The 14,417-nt window shown below is 73.9% G+C and carries 14 protein-coding genes; 8 read left to right on the top strand and 6 right to left on the bottom strand.

Going from position 1 to position 14,417, the window contains the following annotated elements; all coding sequences use genetic code 11:
• Nucleotides 1-1,619, bottom strand: a 1,619-nt coding sequence (locus tag ACRX5S_RS35240; RefSeq protein WP_436777291.1) for a glycosyltransferase 87 family protein, incomplete at its 3' end; no start/stop codon positions are given.
• A 182-nt stretch (nucleotides 1,620-1,801) separates the two neighbouring features.
• Here ACRX5S_RS35240 and ACRX5S_RS35235 point away from each other — a divergent pair.
• Both ACRX5S_RS35235 and ACRX5S_RS35230 read left to right on the top strand, forming a co-directional pair.
• Entirely contained in the window at nucleotides 1,802-2,935 is a 1,134-nt protein-coding gene (locus ACRX5S_RS35235) for a molybdopterin-dependent oxidoreductase (RefSeq protein WP_436777315.1), read from the top strand.
• 1 nt (nucleotide 2,936) lies between these two features.
• Complete coding sequence (locus tag ACRX5S_RS35230) at nucleotides 2,937-3,401, top strand: hypothetical protein (RefSeq protein WP_436777290.1); 465 nt, start codon at nucleotides 2,937-2,939, stop codon at nucleotides 3,399-3,401.
• A 92-nt stretch (nucleotides 3,402-3,493) separates the two neighbouring features.
• On the opposite strand, the gene ACRX5S_RS35225 is transcribed toward ACRX5S_RS35230, so the two are convergent.
• The 3 genes from ACRX5S_RS35225 to ACRX5S_RS35215 are packed head-to-tail and all read right to left on the bottom strand — an operon-like array spanning nucleotide 3,494 to nucleotide 5,602.
• Complete coding sequence (locus ACRX5S_RS35225) at nucleotides 3,494-4,252, bottom strand: SAM-dependent methyltransferase (protein ID WP_436777289.1); 759 nt, start codon at nucleotides 4,250-4,252, stop codon at nucleotides 3,494-3,496.
• Nucleotides 4,249-4,929: a TIGR04282 family arsenosugar biosynthesis glycosyltransferase gene (locus tag ACRX5S_RS35220; protein ID WP_436777288.1), complete on the bottom strand. Its 681-nt coding sequence runs from the start codon at nucleotides 4,927-4,929 to the stop codon at nucleotides 4,249-4,251. The genes ACRX5S_RS35225 and ACRX5S_RS35220 overlap by 4 nt, the downstream gene beginning before the upstream one ends.
• Entirely contained in the window at nucleotides 4,922-5,602 is a 681-nt protein-coding gene (locus ACRX5S_RS35215; protein WP_436777287.1) for a glycosyltransferase family 2 protein, read from the bottom strand. Before ACRX5S_RS35215 ends, ACRX5S_RS35220 begins: the two co-directional genes overlap by 8 nt.
• Before the next feature lie 209 nt (nucleotides 5,603-5,811).
• Between ACRX5S_RS35215 and ACRX5S_RS35210 the strand changes: the two genes are divergently transcribed.
• Complete coding sequence (locus tag ACRX5S_RS35210; protein WP_436777286.1) at nucleotides 5,812-6,681, top strand: response regulator; 870 nt, start codon at nucleotides 5,812-5,814, stop codon at nucleotides 6,679-6,681.
• A gap of 6 nt (nucleotides 6,682-6,687) precedes the next feature.
• The gene (locus ACRX5S_RS35205) at nucleotides 6,688-7,818 is read left to right on the top strand and encodes a sensor histidine kinase (protein WP_436777285.1); all 1,131 of its coding nucleotides are present in this window, start codon (nucleotides 6,688-6,690) and stop codon (nucleotides 7,816-7,818) included.
• 144 nt (nucleotides 7,819-7,962) lie between these two features.
• Here the strand turns inward: ACRX5S_RS35205 and ACRX5S_RS35200 are convergent, their stop codons facing one another.
• Nucleotides 7,963-8,997, bottom strand: a complete 1,035-nt coding sequence (locus ACRX5S_RS35200; protein ID WP_436777284.1) for an NAD-dependent epimerase/dehydratase family protein — start codon at nucleotides 8,995-8,997, stop codon at nucleotides 7,963-7,965.
• A 295-nt stretch (nucleotides 8,998-9,292) separates the two neighbouring features.
• On the opposite strand from ACRX5S_RS35200, the gene cofD reads away from it, so the two are divergent.
• The 3 genes from cofD to ACRX5S_RS35185 all read left to right on the top strand — a co-directional run bounded on the left by cofD (nucleotide 9,293) and on the right by ACRX5S_RS35185 (nucleotide 12,325).
• On the top strand, nucleotides 9,293-10,294 hold the full coding sequence (gene cofD / locus ACRX5S_RS35195) for a 2-phospho-L-lactate transferase (RefSeq protein WP_436777283.1): 1,002 nt from the start codon (nucleotides 9,293-9,295) through the stop codon (nucleotides 10,292-10,294).
• A complete protein-coding gene (locus ACRX5S_RS35190) occupies nucleotides 10,291-11,616 on the top strand; it encodes a coenzyme F420-0:L-glutamate ligase (protein ID WP_436777282.1) in 1,326 nt (441 codons plus the stop codon). The genes cofD and ACRX5S_RS35190 overlap by 4 nt, the downstream gene beginning before the upstream one ends.
• A gap of 79 nt (nucleotides 11,617-11,695) precedes the next feature.
• Entirely contained in the window at nucleotides 11,696-12,325 is a 630-nt protein-coding gene (locus ACRX5S_RS35185; RefSeq protein WP_436777281.1) for a Uma2 family endonuclease, read from the top strand.
• Nucleotides 12,326-12,363: 38 nt separating this feature from the next.
• Here ACRX5S_RS35185 and ACRX5S_RS35180 read toward each other — a convergent pair whose 3' ends face one another.
• Nucleotides 12,364-13,278, bottom strand: a complete 915-nt coding sequence (locus ACRX5S_RS35180; protein ID WP_436777280.1) for a DNA-3-methyladenine glycosylase family protein — start codon at nucleotides 13,276-13,278, stop codon at nucleotides 12,364-12,366.
• A 198-nt stretch (nucleotides 13,279-13,476) separates the two neighbouring features.
• On the opposite strand from ACRX5S_RS35180, the gene ACRX5S_RS35175 reads away from it, so the two are divergent.
• Nucleotides 13,477-14,417 (top strand): hypothetical protein (locus tag ACRX5S_RS35175; protein WP_436777279.1); only part of this gene is annotated, 941 nt, incomplete at its 3' end.

Raw genomic sequence — 14,417 nt, 5'->3', positions numbered from 1 at the left:
CCCCCCCCCCCCCCCCCCCCCCCACCGGCGACCACCACGAAGGCGGCGGCGTAGGCCGCCTGGTGGACGAAGCGGATCCGCTCCGCGGTGAGCCCCATGAAGAACGTGAAGTAGACGGCGTAGCCGGCCAGCCCCACGGCCATCCACTCCGCCCGGCCGTCGAGCACCACGAGGGCGACCAGGAGCAGGGCGTACCACGGGTAGTTCGGCGTGAGGACGAGCAGCAGGGTGCCGGTCATGGTGAGCGCCGCACCCCACGGCCGGTCCGGATCGGAGCGGCGGCCGACCACCACGGCCACGACGAGGAGGACCGCCACGGCCGCGTACCGTGTCGTCCCCTCCGGCAGCAGGAGGCCCAGCAGTCCGAAGCGCGCCCCGTCGTCGTAGCGCTCCTCGCGCAGATAGCCGGGCAGGTAGCCGACCACCGCCGAGCCGGACATCAGCACATATGGCACGTAGGTCGCGGCGACCGTGAGCACCGCCACGCCTCCGGTCAGCAGGGGCCGGCGCCGCGCGCTGCCCACGAGGGACGCGGCCGGGAACATCTTCACCGCGATCGCGGCACCGGTCAGCACCCCGCCGAGGATCGGGCGGCGCGCCGCGACCGCCGCGAGGCCGAGGACCATGAGCAGCACGCCGAGGCCGTCGACGTGGCCGTTGTTGCCCGATTCGAGGACGACCATCGGACACCACGCCCACAGCACCGCGTGCCGCGGGTCGCGACCGAAACGCCGCAGCACGAGCAGCAGGGCGGCGGTCACCGCGACCGCGACGAGAGCCGCCGCGGCCTGCACTGGCTCGCGTCCGCCGTCGGGGGTGACCGCGTGCACGCCGCGGTACCAGAACTGCGCGACGGGCGGGTAGATCGTGTGCACGGCCGGCCGGTTCATGAGCGTGCAGGTGCCGTCCGGCAGCGGGTGCCGGAACCATCCGGCGCAGTCTCCGGGCGGGAACAGCCAGTCGTCGCGCAGGTGTTCGAGAGCGGGGTCCTGCGGGCTGTAGCGGTACGGCGAGATCCCCGCCGCCTGGACGCGTCCGTCCCACGCGTAGCGGTACGCGTCGTCGCTCGTCTGCGGCACCGCGGTCATGGCCATGGCCTGGAAGGCGACGGCCCCGAACAGGATCAGCGCGACGGCGGCGCGGCGCGGGACGCGGCGCACGACGATCCATGCGGCGAGCGCGAACAGCACCCAGGTGACGGCGTAGGCGGCATAGATGCGCGGGGTGTCGGGGCGCGCGTAGGGGCCGCGTACGGCGTAGGCGAGGGCGCCGCCGAGCGCGAGGGCGACCGCGGTGGCCAGGGCGGTCCATGCCGCGACCGAGCGGCGCGACGGCGGCGGGGCGGGAAGGGATGGCGTCGCGCCTTCGGAGGATGCCGAGGGCTGGGCAACCCCCGGGCATCCCGAAGGTGCGTCGGCCGCCGGGCATCCCGAAGGTGCGTCGGACCCCGGAGATCCCGAGGACGCCTCGGCCCCCGGGCATCCCGAAGGTGCGTCGGACCCCGGGCATCCCGAGGACGCCTCGGCCCCCGGGCATCCCGAAGGTGCGTCGGACCCCGGAGATCCCGGGGACGCGTCGGATTCCGAGGGTGTGGCGGGGGAAGTCTTGCCTGCGGGCATGCCCCGACGATCGCAGCCGGGACGGCCGGTTCACCGTCGCCGCGTCCAGACGTCAGCACTCCGTAAGCACCGCCCGCGGTACGCCGAGGCCCCTCAGGGGATTGAGTGCAGACATGAGGAGGACCCGCTTTTCCGGCTCCCGGCGCCTGCCCGACGACATTCCGCTCCCGGCGCCGCCGGGGATGCTGCGCAAGGGCCCGTTGCGCGAGGGCACGTTCCGCACGGCGCTGCACGATCCGCGTACGGCGGTGGTGGTGGGACGCCTGCTGGGAGCCGCGTTCGCCGTGTGCTTCCTGACCGGCGTGCTCAGCCACCTGATGCAGAATCAGCCGGGCTGGCTCGCGCTGCCGAGCCGTCCCGTGTGGGGCTACCAGGTGACCCAGGGCCTGCACGTGGCGGCCGGGATCGCGGCGATCCCGCTCCTCCTGGCCAAGCTGTGGGTGGTCTACCCGAGGCTGTACGTATGGCCGCCGGCCCGTTCGGTGCGCCACGCGCTCGAACGGCTCTCCATCGCGGTCCTCGTCGCCACCGCCCTGTTCGAACTGGCCACCGGCATGATCAACATCGTGCAGTGGTACCCGTGGGCGTTCCCGTTCGTCCCGGTGCACTACTGGGTCGGCTGGGTGCTGACCGGCGCGCTGGTGCTGCACATCGGCGTACAACTTCCGGTGATCACCGAGCACTGGGCGCGTGGGCCCGAGGCGGAGCCCGGTGCGGCGGACGGGGGTCCGTCGCGGCGCGGGCTGTTGGCTGCGCTTGGGGCGTCGGTCGGCGTGGTGACGCTCGCGACCGTCGGCCAGTCGGTGTCCCCGCTGGCGAAGGCGTCGCCGCTGGCGCCGCGCCGCCCGGGTGTCGGACCGCAGCGGCTGCCGGTGAACCGGACCGCCTCTCAGGCGGGCGTTCTGCAACCGATTCGTGATCCGGAGTGGCGGCTCACCATCGCGGGCCCGATCGAACTGTCTTTCACACGTGCGGAGTTGCTGGCGATGCCGCAGCACTCGGTGCGGCTGCCGATCGCGTGTGTGGAGGGTTGGAGCGCATCGGCCCGGTGGACGGGGGTACGGATCCGGGACCTGATGGACCGGGCCGGCGCACCGGAGGACGCGACGCTCCGGGTGTTCTCGCTGGAGCAGTTCAGCCCGTACTCGGTAATGGAGATGCGCCGCGAATACACCCGTGACGCACTTACGTTGCTGGCCCTCGGCATCAACGGGGAGCCTCTCGCGGAGGACCACGGATACCCCGCGCGGATCATCGCGCCGAACCGGCCGGGCGTGCTCCAGACGAAGTGGGTCGCGCGGATGGAGGTGCTGTGAGGTGAGCGGGGGCGAACGGCGCGAGGTCTCGGGCGTGGTGCGTGCGTGGCGGCTGGTTCTCGGGGCTGCCGGACTCGCCGGGATCGGCTACGGCATCGCGGGGTTGCTCGACCAGCCGGCGTACGTCGACAAGTGGGCGGTGCTGCGCTGGCTCGTCGGCGGGCTGCTGCTGCACGACATCGTCTTCGCGGGGCTGGTGTTCGGAATCGGATGGCTGGTGATGCGGACGCTTCCGGGGCGCGGCCCGGCACCGTGGGTGCGGCGTACGCTGCTGGGCGGCCTGGCGGTCGGCGTGGCGGCGACACTGGTCGCGCTGCCTGCTCTGGTGCGGCCTTGGCCGCCGCCGAATCCGTCGGTGCTGCCGCTGGACTACGGACGCAACCTGGCGATGATCTGGGGTGCCGTGCTGGCGGTCACGGGGATGGTGATCGGCGTACGCAAGTGGCTTGCGGCGCGCGGGGGCTGAGTCGGGGTCAGATGCGACCCGGGTCGGCGCGCAGGTCGCCGCGGCACGGAACGGCGCGCCCGGGACGACGCGGCACGGCCCGTGCGGTCGGTTCAGGCCGTTGCGGTCAGCGCGGCGAAGCTCCGGCCGTTCGCCGTCCAGGTGTCGCGCAACCGGAAGCCGCAGGCAGGGGCCATCGCCTCAAGCGCCCGGACACCCACCCGCGCCCACCGGAACGGCGCCCCTGCCCGGCCGTCCGCGTCCTCGACGCGTGCCGCGAACCGCTCGTGCACGTACGGGTCTTCGGGCTCGGTCTCAACGATCAAGCGGCCTCCCGTCCGCAGCAGCACGGCCGTTCGCGTCAGCAGTGCCGCGGGGTCGCCGCCGATGCCGATGTTGCCGTCGGCCAACAGGGCTGTCCCCCAACGGCATTCGCCGGGCAGCGGATCGAAGACGGACCGGCGCAGTGCGGCGCCGCCGGAGGCGACGGTCAGGCGGACTGCGGCGGCGGCGAGGTCGATACCGAGTGCGGGCACGCCGCGCCGGACGAGTTCGGCGACGAGGCGGCCGGGGCCGCAGCCGATGTCGAGCGTCGGGCCGGAGCAGCGGGCGAGCATGGTGCGGTCGGCGGTGTCGGGGCCCGCCGCCCAGCGGGCGACGTCGAGGGGATGGCGGCGGCCGTCGGCGCGGCGGAGGTAGAGGGGGCCGCGGGTGCGCAGGGCGTGTTCGTACGGTTCGAGGGCGGCGCTGTTGGACGTGGGTTCGGGCGCGGTCGGGGCGGTGACTCCGGCTGTGCCGGCTGCGGCTGTCCCGCTTCCCGCTGTCCCGGCTTCCGCTGTCAGGATCCGCGCGGTGCCTGCGGCGGCGCTCATGCGGGGCCGCCTGTCGCGGCCGGGACGTCGGCGCGCGTCGTTCGCGCGGCCAGGGCATGGTACGCCTGCGCGAGCCGTGCGGTCCGGGTGTGCGGCGCATCGCGCGCCACCTCGGCGAGGTCCTCGGCGGTGTCGATGTCGTTGAGCACGGGCAGGTCGCGGACGCGCAGCCCGGCGGCGACCAGGCGCTCGCGCTGCACCCGCCCCGTGTGCGGCACGGACATCGGGACGCCGAGCAGCAGCGCCGGGTCGGGTACGCGCAGGCCGAGCGCCCAGAATCCGCCGTCCGCGGCGGCGCCGAACCACGCGTCGGCGAGCGTCCAGTCGACCGCCAGCAGGTCCGGGTCGACCTGTGGAGTGTCCATGCCGATCAGCAGCGTCGGCCCTGTGCAGGCGGCGAACGCGGCGGCGAGGCGCACGTCGAGTCCGCCGGCGCACTGCGGGACGACGTCGATGTCGGCCGGGAACCAGGCGCGCGGGCGGCCGTCCAGGACGAGGACGCGGCGGCGGGCCGGCGCGAGGCGTACCGCATCGAGGGTGTCGGCGAGGGCGGCCTCGGCGATGTCGGCGGCCTGCTCGGGGGTGAGCGGCGGGGTCAGGCGGGTCTTGACGCGTCCGGGGCTCGGGGATTTGGCGATGACGAGGAGGGTGGTGTCGGGGGTGGTCGGCTCAGACACGGGCCAGCACCGCGCTCATGTCGCGTACCGCGGTGATCGTCCCGCGTACGGTCCCCGTCACCTTCGACCGGCCGGTCCGCGGCAGATAGCGGACGTCGGCCTCCTCGATCCGCCACGACGCCGACGCCGCGCGGACCACCATCTCCAGCGGATAGCCGGACCTGCGATCGGCGAGTCCCAGGCCGAGCAGGTCCGCCCGGCGCGCGGCGCGCATCGGGCCGAGGTCGTACAGGCGGGCACCGGTGCGGGCACGGAGCCTGCGGGCCAGGACCCGGTTGGCCAGTCGGGCGTGCGGCGGCCAGGCTCGTCGGCTCGCGGGGCGCCTGCGGCCCAGCACGAGGTCCGCGTCCCCGCCGAGGACCGGGTCGGCGACGCGCGGGAGTTCGTCCGGGTCGAGCGACGCGTCGCAGTCGCAGAAGCAGACGACGGGGGCGGTGGCGGCGAGCAGGCCGGCGTGGCAGGCGGCGCCGAAACCGCGTACCGGCTCCTCGACCACGTACGCGCCGAGTGCGCGGGCGAGGTCGGCGGAACCGTCCGCCGAGCCGTTGTCGACGACGATCGGGCGGTAGCCGGCGGGCATGCGTCCCAGGACCCACGGGAGGGCACCGGCCTCGTCCAGGCACGGCAGGACGACGTCGACGCGGGCGGCGGGCGGGTTGGAGGCAGCGTCCATGCCCATCACGCTAGGCAGCGCGGGCCGGGATTCCGGGGCGCGGCGTGCTTACGAAATTCGTACGTCGGGCTCGGCCGCGGGCGGCGGGCCGCGGGCGTCCGAGGCACCGGCGGGCGGCCGCCGGGCACCGCCCGCGGAGGTCTTACGGAATCCGAACGGCGCATCGGCGGCCCCTCGGCGCGGCACCCGCCGTCCCTACACTCGGCCGTATGACAGGCACCGTTCTCGTGGTGGACGACGATCCGACCGTGGCCGAGGTCGTCGTCGACTACCTGCGCCGGGCGGGCTTCACCACCGCGCACGCACCGGACGGGCCGACGGCGCTCGCGATGGCCGACGAGTCGCTGCCGGACCTGGTGGTCCTCGACCTGATGCTGCCCGGCATGGACGGCCTGGAGGTCTGCCGCAGGCTGCGGCGGCGCGCGCCGGTCCCGGTGGTGATGCTGACCGCGCTGGGCGAGGAGAGCGACCGGGTGCTCGGGCTGGAGATCGGTGCGGACGACTACGTGACCAAGCCGTTCAGCCCGCGCGAGCTGGTGCTGCGCGTGCGGTCGGTGCTGCGCCGCGCGGGAGCGGTCCCGTCCGACGGGTCCGACCTGCTGCGGCACGGCGGGATCGAGGTCGACGTCGCCGCCCACCGGGCGACTCGGGACGGTCGGGAACTGTCCTTGACCGCCCGCGAGTTCGATCTGCTGTGCTTCCTCCTCCGGCATCCCGGGCGGGTGTTCTCGCGCGAGGAGCTGATGCACGAGGTGTGGGGCTGGTCGTTCGGCGACCGCTCGACCGTGACCGTGCATGTGCGGCGGCTGCGCGAGAAGATCGAGGACGACCCGGCGGCGCCGCGCATGCTGGTGACGGTGTGGGGCGTGGGGTACCGACTGGATCCGGGCGGCGCGGGCGAGGGGGATGCGCCGGAGCTGGGGCGCGTCGCGGCAGGGGACGCGGGGGGTTCCGGGGGCACAGTGGGTTCCGGGGGCACAGTGGGTTCCGGGGGCACGCTGCCGGGGTCGTCGGGTTCGTCGGTTTCATCGGTTTCATCCGTGTTGCCGATGCCGTCCGACGCGACCGGCGGGCCGTGACGCCGTATGCCACTCAAGGACTTCCTGCTCATCTGCCTGATCGCGGGCGCGTGCGGCCTTGCCGTGACGCTCGTCGGCATGGCGTTGCTGCGCCTGACGCGCCACCGGCCGCTGTCGGTGGCGCTCGGCTCGGTCTCGGTGGTGACCGTCGCCGCGATGGCGGCCGGAACGGTCGGGGTCGCGCAGGCGATGTTCCTGTCCTCGCACGACCTCACGGTGATGATGGTGGTGTGCGGGGTCTCCGCCGTGCTCGCGGTCGCGGTCGCCGCGGTACTCGGGCGGCCGGTGGTGGCGGACGTACGGGCGTTGCAGCGGGCGGCGCACGGCCTCGGGTCGGCGTCCTCGGACGCCGCTCCGGCGTACCGGCCGCCGCGGCCCTCGTCGATAGCCGAACTGGCGGACCTGAGCCGGGAGTTGGAGCGTACGAGCGCCCGCCTCACGGAGGCCCGGGCGCGCGAGCGGGCGGTCGAGCAGTCGCGGCGCGAACTGATCGCGTGGATCTCGCACGACCTGCGTACGCCGCTTGCCGGGCTGCGGGCCATGGCGGAGTCGTTGGAGGACGGCGTAGCCGCCGATCCGACGCGCTACCACCGGCGGATCCGGGTCGAGGTCGACCGGCTGAGCGGCATGGTCGACGACCTGTTCGAGTTGTCGCGGATCCAGGCGGGCGCGCTGCAACTTTCGCTGTCGCGGGTGTCGTTGTACGACCTGGTGGGCGACGCGCTGGCGGGCACCGAGGTCCTGGCGCGGTCGCGGGCGGTGCGCCTGCACGGGGAGGGGATCGAGCCGGTTCCGGTCCGGGTGGACAGCCGCGAGATGTCGAGGGCGCTGACGAATTTGCTGGTCAACGCGATCCGGCATACGCCGTCGGACGGGACCGTGGCGGTCGGGGTGCGCACCGTGCCGGACGGCGTGCTGCTGACCGTGACCGACGCGTGCGGCGGGATCCCGGAGGACGACCTGCCGCGGGTGTTCGACACGGGGTGGCGGGGCTCGCATGCGCGGACCCCCGGGCCGGACGGGGGTGCCGGGCTCGGCCTCGCGATCGTGCGGGGCATCGTGGAGGCGCACAAGGGGTCGGTCGGCGTCGTCAACATCACGGGCGGGTGCCGGTTCGAGGTGCGGCTGCCGGCGTAGTGGGCCGCGCGCTCATCGCCTCCCTGAACTCGCCCGGCGCCGTCCGGGCGAACGGCCGTGCGCTGACCGCGTCGACGCCCCGCAGCGCGGCCGCGACCGCCGCGGGGTCGCGCACGGCACGGCCGTCCGGGCGGACGGCCGTCCTCACCGCAGGGCAGCGCCCGCGAACTCCCGCATGCCCGCCTCGAAGTCCACCCGGGCGCGCCAGCCGAGTTCGCGTTCGATGCGGGCCGGCGACGCCGTGATGTGCCGGACGTCGCCGAGCCGGAACTGGCCTGTGACCACCGGGTCGGGGCCGCCCCGCGCGGCGGCCAGCGCGACGGCCATCTGCCCCACGGTGCGCGGGTGCCCGGTGCCCACGTTGTACGCGCGCAGCCCGGTGCCGCCCCGGCCGAGAGCCGCGACGTTGGCCGCGGCGACGTCCGCCACGTGGATGAAGTCCCGGCGCTGCCTGCCGTCTTCGTACACGCGCGGGGCCGTGCCCGCCGCCAGGGCCGAGCGGAACACCGAGGCCACGCCGGAGTACGGGGTGTCGCGCGGCATCCTCGGGCCGTACACGTTGTGGTAGCGGAGCGACGTCGCGGTTCCGCCGACCGTGCGGGCCCATGCGGCGGCGAGGTGTTCCTGGGCGAGCTTGGTCGCCGCGTACACGTTGCGCGGGTCGGGCGCGGCCTCTTCGGCGATCTGCCCCGGTGCCAGGTCGCCGCCGCAGCCGGGGCAGCGCGGTTCGTAGCGTCCGGCGGAAAGGTCGGCCTCGGGGCGCGGGCCGGGGACGACCGGCCCGTGTTCGCCGCAGGTGTAGCGGCCTTCGCCGTACACGACCATCGATCCCGCGAGTACGAGGCGGCCGACGTCCGCGCGGGCCATCTCGGCGAGGAGGACGGCGGTGCCGAGGTCGTTGCAGCCGACGTACATCGGCGCGTCGTCCAGGTTCAGGCCGAGGCCGACCATCGCGGCCTGGTGGCTGACCGCGTCGACGCCCCGCAGCGCGGCCGCGACCGCCGCGGGGTCGCGTACGTCCCCTTCGTGGAGGTCGACGCCGTCCGGCACTTGGGGCCGCGCGCGGTGCACCGCGGGCAGCAGGACGTCGAGCACGCGCACGTCGTGGCCCGCCGCGAGCAGGGCGTCCACGACGTGCGATCCGATGAAGCCGGCGCCGCCGGTGACCAGGATCCTCATGTCGGCGACGCTAGGCCGCGCGGACCGGGTCGCGGGGGTGACGCGGCGGGCCGTCAGCCTTTCGTAAGGGATCTCGTACGAGATCTCACACGGCTCTCGTGCGGGATCTCGTACGGGGTGTCGTGCGGGATCTCTTACGGGCTCTCGTCAGGGGTGTCGTACGGGATCCCGTCGGGCATCGGCGCCGCGGAACGGCCCGGGCGCCGGACACAGCTCGAACGCGCGTCCGCACGTGTCGCGCGTTCACCCGCCCCGGCGGCTTCCGGTGGGGGCCGAGCCTGCGAGACTGGTCCGCATGCGCATCGTGGTACTGGCCGGCGGGATCGGCGGAGCCCGGTTCCTGCGGGGCCTCAAGGCAGCGGAACCCCAGGCGGAGATCACTGTCGTCGGCAACACCGGCGACGACATCCACCTGTTCGGACTCAAGGTGTGCCCGGACCTCGACACGGTGATGTACACCCTCGGCGAGGGCATCAACGACGAACAGGGCTGGGGCCGCCGCGACGAGACGTGGAGCATCCGCGAGGAGATGGCCGCGTACGGCGTCGAGCCCACGTGGTTCGGGCTCGGCGACCGCGACTACGCGACCCACATCGTGCGCACCCAGATGATGGGCGCCGGTTATCCGCTGAGTGCGGTGACCGAGGCGCTGTGCGCGCGGTGGAAGCCGGGCGTCCGACTTATCCCGATGTCGGACGACCGCGTCGAGACGCACGTCGTCGTCGACACCGACGAGCTCGGCGAACCGGGCGCGGGCGACCGTCCCGGCACGCGCAAGGCGATCCACTTCCAGGAGTACTGGGTCAAGCTGCGGGCCGCGCCGACCGCGCACGCGATCGTCCCGGTCGGCATCGAGGAGGCCAAGCCGGCCCCCGGCGTCCTCACGGCGATCGCCGAGGCGGACGTGATCCTGTTCCCGCCGTCGAACCCGGTGGTCAGCATCGGAACCATCCTCGGCGTGCCGGGGATCCGCGACGCGCTGGTCGAGGCCGAGGCGCCGGTCGTCGGGCTGTCGCCGATCGTCGGCGGCGCGCCGGTGCGGGGCATGGCCGACAAGGTCCTCGAAGCGGTCGGCGTGGAGACCTCCGCCGTCGCGGTCGCCAAGCACTACGGCCCGGGGCTGCTGGACGGCTGGCTCGTCGACTCCACGGACGCCGACTCGGTCACGGCGGTCGAGGAGGCCGGCATCCCGTGCCGCGCGATCCCGCTCATGATGACGGACGTGGAGGCGACCGCGGCCATGGCGCGCGCCGCCCTCGACCTGGCGGCCGAGGTGCGGGCGGAGGGCGCGGTATGACCCCGCCGCGCGGGTACGAGGTGCTGGGCGTCCCCGGCATCCCCGAGGTGCGCGAGGGCGACGACCTCGCCGCACTGATCGCCGCGGCGGCGGCCGACGGGCCCGGTCTGCTGGACGGCGACATCCTCGTGGTCACCTCGAAGATCGTCAGCAAGGCCGAGGGGCGCCTGCTGCGCGGGGTCGACCGCGACAAGGTGATCGACTCGGAGGCGGTACGGGTGGTCGCGAAGCGCGGCAACACCCGCATCGTCGAGACCCGGCACGGGTTCGTGATGGCCGCGGCCGGGGTCGACGCGTCCAACACCGAGCCGGGCACGCTGCTGCTGCTCCCCGAGGACTCCGACGCGTCGGCCCGCGCGCTGCGTTCCGGGCTGGCGGCGCTCACCTCGCGTCGCCTCGGAATCGTGGTGAGCGACACGTTCGGCCGCCCCTGGCGCACCGGCCTCACCGACGTCGCGATCGGCGTCGCGGGCCTCGACGCCCTGGACGACCACCGCGGGCGCACCGACACGCACGGCAACGAACTGGCCGTCACGGTGACCGCGGTCGTGGACGAACTGGCCTCCGCCGCCGAGCTGGTCAAGGGCAAGGCGGGCGCGGTCCCGGTCGCGATCGTGCGGGGTCTGCCGCACCTGGTCACCGACGCGGACGGCGAGGGCATCCGTACCGTCGTGCGCAGCTCCGCCGACGACATGTTCCGCCTCGGCACCGACGACGCCATGCGCGAGGGCGCCCGCAACGCCGTCACCGCCCGCCGCACCACCCGCGCCTTCACCGCGGACCCGGTCGACCCAGCCGCAGTACGCCGCGCGGTCGCCGCCGCGATCACCGCCCCGGCCCCGCACCACACCGTCCCGTGGCGCTTCGTCCTCCTCGAATCCCTCGAGTCCCGCACGCAGTTGCTGGACGCGATGCGCGACGCCTGGACCCGCGACCTGCGCGCCGACGGCCTCGACGAGGCCGCCGTCACCCGCCGCGTCGCCCGCGGCGACCTCCTGCGCAACGCCCCCTACATCGCCGTCCCCTGCCTCGTCACCGACGGCGCGCACACCTATCCGGACCCGGTCCGCACCGCCGCCGAACGCGAGATGTTCGTCGTCTCCGCCGGCGCCGCCGTCCAGAACCTCCTGGTCGCCCTCACCACCGAGGGCCTCGGCTCCGCATGGGTCTCCTCCACCATGTTCTGCCGCGACACCGTCCGCACCACCCTGGACCTCCCCGACACCTGGGACCCCATGGGCGCCATCGCTCTGGGCCACCCCGCCGAACCCCCGCGCCCCCGCCCGGCCCGCACCCCGGACGACGTCATCACCACCCGCTGACCAAATCCCCTTAGGCCGAACGGGTGATCGCGCACCCGTTCGACCGGGAGCGCCGTCCCGGGTACCGCAGGATCTGCCCGTGACCACAACAACGATGCAACCGCATTGCCCGGTAACGCGGCCTAAAATGGGCGTTGCCCACGAAGCATCGGAGCGTGATCACGTGACCAGACCACACGATCCGATCAGGGATGTGTTCCTCGCGATGGACATTCCGGAAGACTTCCACGGCGAATACCTGCGTGGCCACATCGTGATGATGTCGTCCGCGTCGACGATCCACAATCGGATCGTCATGCTGATCGGCCAACAGGCCCCCGAGGGAGTTCTGTCGTTCGCCACTCAGGGCATCGAGTTCGCGCGCATCTCGGATCTTCCGGAACCCGACGTCGTGTTCGTCGAGGATGGTGCCATCACCGGCAACCCAAGCTATGTCCCAGCCGAACTGGCGATCGCCGTCGTCGAGATCGTCTCGCCGAGCAACTGGCGCAAGGACCTCGGCGACAAGCTGGAAATCTACGCAGAAGGCATGGTCTCGACCTACGTCATCGTCGATCCCCGCGACGGGACCGTGGCGGTCCACTCGCGATCGGACGGCAAGGCGTACCAGGACTGCTCCCGCTACCGGTTCGGCGATCTGGTCCCGATGCCCTACGGCAGCGACCTGGACACGTCGCGATTCCCGATCTATCCACCGGGCACGCGTTGAGCCCCCGCCCGCCTTGCTGAGCCGCGCATCTGCGCTGGTCAGATACGGGTGTAGTTGCGGGGGGCGAAGCGGGGGGCTCGGCGGGGGACTTTGGCGCCTGACATGCGGATGAGTAGGGCGGCTCGGTGGCGGTGGCCCTGGTAGGGGGTCAGGAGTTCGAGCATGCGGGCGTCGTCGCCGGGAGTGCCGGTGAGGGCGTAGGTGACCTGTTTGCAGAGGTGGAGGTCGCCTACGGAGACGGCGTCGGCGTCGCCGTGGGAGCGCTGCATGGTTTCGGCGGCGGTCCAGACGCCGATGCCGGGGACGAGTTTGAGGAGGCGGGAGGCCTCGGGGTTGGGCAGGGGGGCGGTGCGTTCGAGGGCGGGGGCGACGCGGACGGCGGCCATGACGGTGCGGGAGCGCTTGTGGTCGACGCCGGCGCGGTGCCAGTCCCAGGTGGGGATGCGCGCCCAGGTCGCGGCGTCGGGGATGACCCGCAGGTCGGACGGGGCCGGGCCGGGGGCCGGTTCGCCGTGCCAGTGGACGAGGAGGCGGAACGCCCTGCGCGCCTCGATGGTGGTGACTTTCTGTTCGAGGATCGACGGGATGAGGGCGGCGAGCACGAGCCCGGTGCGCGGCATGCGCAGCCCTCGGCGCAGGCGGAACGCGTCGTGCAGGAGCGGGTGGTGGTGTGACGGGAAGCCGGACGGGTCGTCGCCCTCGCCGAGGAGGTCCGGGAGGCGGTCGAGCTGCCATTCGGCACCGGGGCCCCAGGCCTGGCCGGTGACCTCGCCGGTGGCGCGTGACGCGGTGATGCGCAGGGAGCACGGCCCGGCAGGCGTACGCGCGCTGCGCCACACCGCGCCGTCGGGGGCCACCCGGTAGGTGGGATCGCTGTGCCCGCGCTGCAACTGACCGAGCGTCAGGCGCAGATCGAGGTCGTACGGGGGCCGCCAGGTGCGCGTGCGTTCCATCCCCGCGCACCCTCCCCGAGTCGGTATGGCCGACGGACCGCGCGGTCGGCCGGACCGGGGCCGCTCCCCGGCTGATCAGGGCGTCACGTTAACACCGGCGCACCGCGCTCCCGGCCGGAACCTCCCGAGACCACCCCCGGGAACGAGAAGCGTCCCTACATCTGGTTTTCGGGCCGTCACGCTGCGCACAATCGGCATATGCGGGTCATGGTGTTCGGCACGTACGACACGACCGTGCACCCCCGGGTCGGGATCCTCGTCGAGGGGCTGCAACGCCAGGGGGTCGACGTCGTCGTGTGCAACGCGGCGCTCGGGCAGGACGACGCGGCCCTCGCGGGACCGCCGCGCCACCGGCAGGGCGCCCGGGCGCGGGCCGGGCTGCGGCACGCCGCGAGGCTCGGCCAACTGGCCGTCCGGGCACGGCGGTTGCCCAGGCCGGACGCGATCCTGTGCGGGTACCGGGGACGGGTGGACATCCAGGTGGCCCGCCGGCTGTTCCCGCACGTGCCGGTGCTGCTCGACCACCTGGAGAGCGTCGACGACGTCGTCGACCGCACCGGGCGCACGCCGCGCGCGGGCCTGCGGGTCGCGATGCGGGTCGAGGCGGCCGCCATCCGCGCCGCGGACCTGGTGCTGGTCGACACCGAGGAGCACCGCCGCATGCTGGCCCCGGCGGACCGGCAGCGGGCGGTCGTGGTGCCGATCGGCGCCGCACCGCAGTGGTTCGACGCGGGGCGGGACGTGAGCGCCGACCCGGAGCCCGCCCCCGAGCCGGCGAGCACCGAACACCCGCTGCGGATCGTGGCGTTCGGCCACTACTCCCCCGTGCAGGGCGCCCCCGTCATCGGCGCCGCGCTGCGTCAGCTCGACGGATACCCGCTCGCGGTCACCATGGTCGGCCGCGGCCTTCAGCTCCAGCGCACCCGCGACCTGGTGGGGCAGGATCCGCGGGTGCGCTGGCACGCCTGGGTGCCCGGCCGCGAACTCCCCCGGCTCGTGGCCGGGCACGACGTGTGCCTGGGGGTTTTCGGGACGGGCGCCAAGGCGCTGCGCCTCGTTCCCGACAAGGTGTTCCAGGGGTCGGCGGCCGGGTGCGCGGTCGTCACGTCGGACACCGCGCCGCAGCAGCGGCTCCTCGG

Source organism: Yinghuangia sp. YIM S09857 (assembly GCF_051388915.1).
Lineage (GTDB): Bacteria > Actinomycetota > Actinomycetes > Streptomycetales > Streptomycetaceae > Yinghuangia.
Note: the sequence above shows the minus strand (reverse complement) of the source record. Positions and strands in the feature narration are given on the sequence as shown.

Coding starts and splice junctions, on each gene's coding strand:
- ACRX5S_RS35225 (WP_436777289.1), bottom strand. CDS start 4,252: ATGAGCGCCGCCGCAGGCACCGCGCGGATCCTGACAGCGGAAGCCGGG.
- ACRX5S_RS35180 (WP_436777280.1), bottom strand. CDS start 13,278: ATGGAACGCACGCGCACCTGGCGGCCCCCGTACGACCTCGATCTGCGC.
- ACRX5S_RS35210 (WP_436777286.1), top strand. CDS start 5,812: ATGACAGGCACCGTTCTCGTGGTGGACGACGATCCGACCGTGGCCGAG.
- cofD (WP_436777283.1), top strand. CDS start 9,293: ATGCGCATCGTGGTACTGGCCGGCGGGATCGGCGGAGCCCGGTTCCTG.
- ACRX5S_RS35215 (WP_436777287.1), bottom strand. CDS start 5,602: ATGGACGCTGCCTCCAACCCGCCCGCCGCCCGCGTCGACGTCGTCCTG.
- ACRX5S_RS35200 (WP_436777284.1), bottom strand. CDS start 8,997: ATGAGGATCCTGGTCACCGGCGGCGCCGGCTTCATCGGATCGCACGTC.
- ACRX5S_RS35235 (WP_436777315.1), top strand. CDS start 1,802: ATGCTGCGCAAGGGCCCGTTGCGCGAGGGCACGTTCCGCACGGCGCTG.
- ACRX5S_RS35205 (WP_436777285.1), top strand. CDS start 6,688: ATGCCACTCAAGGACTTCCTGCTCATCTGCCTGATCGCGGGCGCGTGC.
- ACRX5S_RS35190 (WP_436777282.1), top strand. CDS start 10,291: ATGACCCCGCCGCGCGGGTACGAGGTGCTGGGCGTCCCCGGCATCCCC.